General features: G+C 44.4%; 5 protein-coding genes. 4 read left to right on the top strand and 1 reads right to left on the bottom strand.

Going from position 1 to position 5,362, the window contains the following annotated elements; genetic code table 11:
• Window positions 1-164 precede the first annotated feature (164 nt).
• Complete coding sequence (locus tag K2Q26_07030) at window positions 165-848, top strand: hypothetical protein (GenBank protein ID MBY0315254.1); 684 nt, start codon at window positions 165-167, stop codon at window positions 846-848.
• Between the two features lie 89 nt (window positions 849-937).
• Here the strand turns inward: K2Q26_07030 and K2Q26_07025 are convergent, their stop codons facing one another.
• Window positions 938-1,366, bottom strand: coding sequence for a nuclear transport factor 2 family protein (locus tag K2Q26_07025; protein MBY0315253.1), 429 nt, complete (start codon window positions 1,364-1,366; stop codon window positions 938-940).
• Window positions 1,367-1,475: 109 nt separating this feature from the next.
• Between K2Q26_07025 and K2Q26_07020 the strand changes: the two genes are divergently transcribed.
• From K2Q26_07020 to K2Q26_07010, 3 genes are all read left to right on the top strand, one after another.
• The gene (locus K2Q26_07020) at window positions 1,476-2,804 is read left to right on the top strand and encodes a thioredoxin domain-containing protein (GenBank protein MBY0315252.1); all 1,329 of its coding nucleotides are present in this window, start codon (window positions 1,476-1,478) and stop codon (window positions 2,802-2,804) included.
• 111 nt (window positions 2,805-2,915) lie between these two features.
• Entirely contained in the window at window positions 2,916-3,836 is a 921-nt protein-coding gene (locus tag K2Q26_07015) for a FecR family protein (protein MBY0315251.1), read from the top strand.
• Entirely contained in the window at window positions 3,826-5,361 is a 1,536-nt protein-coding gene (locus K2Q26_07010; GenBank protein MBY0315250.1) for a hypothetical protein, read from the top strand. Before K2Q26_07015 ends, K2Q26_07010 begins: the two co-directional genes overlap by 11 nt.
• Window position 5,362 lies beyond the last annotated feature (1 nt).

Here is a 5,362-nt window from a genome sequence, read left to right as displayed (position 1 = left end):
GATAGTCGCTAAACTACGTTTCTGCTCACTCCTTATTTAGTCAGTACAAATATTAACTTTAATTAAGAAATAAAATAAATTAAATTTATTGATATTCTTTTTTTTTGATTGTTGAATAACTTCACGACGTATGTTCGTCAGGATAATCATGGAAGGATTTCATCATGAAAAAGAAAATTTTAGTTTTGGCAATTTTATTTGGTGTATCGGTCGATGCAGTATCAAAGGAGTCAAGAATTCGCTCGCTCTTTGATGTGGTGGCACCCGTTTTAAACACGGATCCACATCCGGCAAATCGAGAAGTGGGACAAATTTTTTATGATAATGTGGCCGGGCTTTTTAAAGGGGTTAATCGCTTTGGCGAAATTGACGTTCTAACGAATGTTGGCGGGACGGGGAATTTGTCAAAAAGTTCAGTTGAGGCACCTTTTAGTAGTGGTACTTCTCTCGTCTATGATCCTGCAACAGGATTCGCTCCCGTGATTTTCCCAACCGAGATCTATGACCTAGGTTCGCTTTATGATAGTGCGACAGGTACATTCACAGCGCCAACAGACGGTTTTTATTCATTATCGACTAAAGTGTCTGCAGTTGTAGCAGTAGGAGCACAGTATCAGGCCGGAGATAAAGCGCGGCTCGCAGTATTTAAAAATGGAACTGTCCTATTAAATATAGTTGATGAGGATGCAAAAACGACTATCAATTATATGTCGATGACAATAGACATTGATTATGAATTAGTGGCTGGTGATACTCTCCAAGTCGTGATTATTGCAACGAGAGCCGCTGATCCCTCAAACCCGATACCAGCATATAGTGGTTGGGCGACGTTTAAGCAAATTCCATAAGCTAGACTTTATCAAGATTGGGGAGAACGAAGCTAACCTCTTCGCCCCCTATTGTTTATTTTGAAATACGTAATCCAGATAATTAAATTTTACTTAGAGTTCTTTTCGCCAATGATCATCATATCAACAATCTTACCTTGATCGATTCGGTATACCACCGCTGCCTCCAAAAGTGAGGAGCCTGCTTTAGTTTGTTGATGAACAAAAACCCAAGGAGATACTGAAAACTTACTCAAAATTTTAACCTTAAATGTTTTCGCTTTTGTAAATGCTGAGCTATAGCCCTTAAAATCAGAAATCCCTGTCGCAATTCGAGTAGTTCCTAAACCATTACTGGCGAACACATTAATATTGGGGGAAAAATAAGTGAGATATTTATCGATATTTCGGTTGTTGAGATGCTCAACAGCTTCTTCGACGTAACTCAGATTTGCGGAGTCACTGGCGGTTGGGGCTGAACCTTCAAACCAACTGCATTGATTAAGGATTAAGAAAAATAAGATCGAAATTTTCTTCATCCTCCAATTATCAATCAAGCCCGAAAAATTTAAAGGGAAATTGAACATGTATGACCGATATTACCGCTTTGCGTCTGGGAATTGAACGGCGTACCTTCTAAGATGGGGTATGTCGTATTTTAGGATTATTCTGCTGGTTCTTGTGGTGAGTGGGTTGTCGTCGTGCGACTGGTTGCGGGAGAAGCTGAAGTCGCGGCCTTCGAGTAAGGCAGGGTTGCATCTTTTTGAGCATGTGGAGAGTTCGGCGCCAGAGGTGGCTTCGATCGGGGAGTTTAAGATTTTCCCTGAGGAGATTCGCGATTCGCAGCTTTTGGCCTTTGCCGAAGAGAAACGCGAGATCGAATTTGCTCTTTTGTATGCTCAGTTTGTTTCCTTTGCTCAAGACACTCCTAAAGAGTTTGTTGTTTTGGGGAAAAACTTCGAGCGCGACTTTAAGTCCATTCTGAATCAGTACGGAATTCCTCAAAAAGATATTTCTGTAAAATTCAGCAACGCCTCGAATCCTGCGAGCGCCGTTAGCGTCGATGGGCGAACCGTGACCATGGTGGATGCCAATCAGGAGCATTACCTCCTAGGCTCAGTGAACACCAAGATCTACAGACGTCGTCGAGAGTTGATTTATCAAAAGGTCAAAGATCATTTTTTAAATCTCGAAGCCAAGAAACATAATATTTCTTCGGAGGAGTTTCTTAACAAACAGGTTTTTAAAGAAATGCCGCAGACGATTTCCGAGGACGAACTTAAAGCCTTTATTCAAAAGAAGGGAATGGACCCTTCTAAAAGAGAGATCGCCAAAGCCCAGTGGTTGAGCGAAACCAAACAGAAGTCCACCAATTACTATCTCGAAAAATATGTATTACCTTTACCTATTCGACTTTATTTTCCAAAACCAAACTACACGGTAAAGTCTGAACTTCCTTGGACGCCCCATCATCGCAGTCAGAATCAACAGCTGGAGGTGGTTGTTTTTTCCGACACTCAGAGTTCGGCCTCGGTCAGCGTGCTCTCACAACTGAAAAGTATTCTTGAAAAATATCCCAAGGATGTCGATCTCTTGTATCGACCGATCTCCTCCGAGACAAATATTATGCAAAATATAGTCATCCAGGGCTTACTCTGTGTTTGGCTCCAGGAGCCTCAAAAGTTTTGGACGTATCTTCCGGAGATCATTGGCGACAATAAGGATCAGTCGGAACAAATTTTAATGGAAAAAGCTAAAACTCATCTGTCGAGTGTGGATCAACTTCGGCGATGTCTCATCGATAAAAAAGCCGAGGCTTTGATGAAGTACCATCTCGATTATGCCCGTTACTTAGGAATTAAAGCGGGCCCCGTCGTCTACGTCGGGGGTGAAGTGTGGTACGGCAACGTCACTGGTGAGAGTCTCGAACGATTGATTCGTGAGCATTTGGGGTATCCCGATGCTGGTCTTTGGTAGAAGAGATCTCGACTTTGATCTATTCCGCTCATAAAAAGTTCGGTGACTTTGTGGAAAGCTAGCCAGTCGATTTGGTCTGTGTGATAATTCATCCATACACACGAGGTAAATATGCAGATCTTTAAAGCGATTTGGTTTTTTTCTTTTCTCTTTCTTCCTTATTCGGTCTTTGCTCAAAGTAGCTACGGCGTATTTATGGTGGTTAAGGGCGACGTCAAGGTTGATCGGAAAGATGGCTCCTCGCAGGCCGCGAAAGTCCAACTTAAGGTCTACCCGGGGGACACCGTCAAGGCGGGAGTGGACTCCCGCGCCAAGATCACAATGTCTGATCGAAATAACATTCATATCTCTCCGGCGACGACGGTAAGGATCGCTGGCTACACCGAAGGCGAAAATAAAAATGTCGAACTTCAGCTGAACGAAGGAAAAGTTCGTAACGAAGTGAAAAATAAATACGATGGGGAAAAGAGTAAATTTATAATTAAAACACCTTCCGCGGTGGCCGGGGTTCGTGGAACCGATTTTTTAGTGGATTTCGACACCAAAACTCAAAAGACGGAAGTGGTGACTTTTAAAGGGTCCGTGGCTTTTTCGAGTTTCGCTTCAGGAAATCAGGTGGGCGAGGCTGTGATTGTCAATAAGCAGCAGTCGGCAGCGACGAGCGGAAGTGGCGCTCCGACGCTCCCCAAAAATATTCCCGAGGGAGATTTCCGTCGGTTCGATTCCGAAACGATGGTGAAGAATTTTGGACAGGGAACAAGCGCAACTCCACCATCAGGAGCCGCTGTTCCAACTCAAGAGATGAGCGAACCTCTTAAGGACACCTCGGATAAAACTCCCGATGCCTTTGATAAGATGCCCACGGCGGATGCGAATCGTCCACCAGCTCCGCAACCGATCAAACAACTTCTTCCACCACCGCCGAATACCCGGGTTAATGATGCCATTCGAAATAAGACGGACAAAACAAAAGTGATCATTCAACCCACAGTGCCTCCGACGGGAACGGTGAATCCAAATCGTGGGAAATAGGATCGTTTTTCTTTTTCTCTTCATCATCTGCGGAGTCGCTCAGGCGGCTCCGGCATCGCGCAAATTTATCCAGCTCCAACTGCAGGAAACAGCCAAGCGGCAGTCTCTCATTGATCTGCAAAATTCTAAAAACGAAGAGGACAAAGCTAAAGATCAAGCCAAGGCCTACGAATACTACTCAAAGGGGCGCTCTCTCTTTAATCGGGGGGGATACGTTACGGCTCAAGAGGCTTACGAAAAAGCGATCAAGCTCGACGCCAGCGTCGACACGTATTACTACGAATACGCCATCTGTCTTTATAAAAACAATCGATTTGTTCGCTCCCTGGCGATCCTTTCCCTTTTGGAAGGCTCGGTGGAAAGTCCCGAGCTTCCGTATTACCAGGCCTTGAATCACTTTAAGCTCAACGAGCAAGAGTTTGCTTTACAAAAGTTTTTAGATGTCAAAGACTCGAGAAACGAAACTTTAGCTCCATTATCTGCAATGTACGCGGGTCTACTCTTACAGAAACAAAAAAAGTATGATGAGGCCAAACAGAATTTTCAGTACATTTTAGATCATTCAAAAGACCCTAAACTCGACATCATCGCCGAAAGAAATCTCGAAGAAACGATCCGTATGGAAGCGTATGAGCGAGATCAAAAAAAGAAGTGGGCGATCACGCTTCATACAGGCTTGATTTACGACGAAAACGTTCTCAACATTGCCGACAATTTCTCAACCTCGGATTTGAGCGCCTATCGAGCCATGTATGGTGGCACGTTGGATTATCGCTTAATCAATCAGGAAAAAAATCAGCTGTTGGCGCGGGCCACGGCTTCTGACATTTATAGCGTAGACACTCAGTTTAAATCCGACAGTACGGTTCAGAGTGTGGACCCCTTGCAGGTGGGAATTTCTTTGCCGTACACTCGATTAAGTCAAACTTCGATTTTGACGTTCACTCCGATGTTCCAACAGATCTACATGAGTTTAGATGAGGATGGTCGCGATTTAATTTATAGCATCGCCGGCTTTGAAGCGAGCTACTCGCGCTCGAAGAATCAAAAGTGGATGCAGGAATACAAACTAGAGGCTTCGCGAGATACTTTTCATTTTGAAACCACTCCGGATTTTGATCAGACGGCGACCAAGGTGACGGTGTCCACAACGCAGTCTTATAATTTTAATAGTACGAGTCGCAAGACTGTTTTTGCGGATCTGATCTACACACTGAATGATGCCGTTGGCGCGAACAGTCGCTACACGCGCCCTAGTCTTGGAGTCGGGGGGAGTTATCCTCTCGGCGAGAAGTGGCTCACTTATGGTAAAATCGATTACTACAACATGGATTTTAGGGATTCGTTTTCGGGCCGTAAAGATAAAGGCCTCATTTACAGCGTCGGCGGAAACTACGATATGAGCGAAAGATTAACTCTGACGGGGAGTGTGCAGTACTGGGACAACGACTCCTCCGTCGACGGCTACCAATTTAGCAAAATGATCGTCATGACCATGCTCACCTACCGCACCGGCTTCTTTTAGG

Source organism: Bdellovibrionales bacterium, from assembly GCA_019750295.1.
In the GTDB taxonomy this organism is placed as follows: domain Bacteria; phylum Bdellovibrionota; class Bdellovibrionia; order Bdellovibrionales; family JAGQZY01; genus JAIEOS01.
This window is presented reverse-complemented; position numbering and strand designations above follow the sequence as displayed.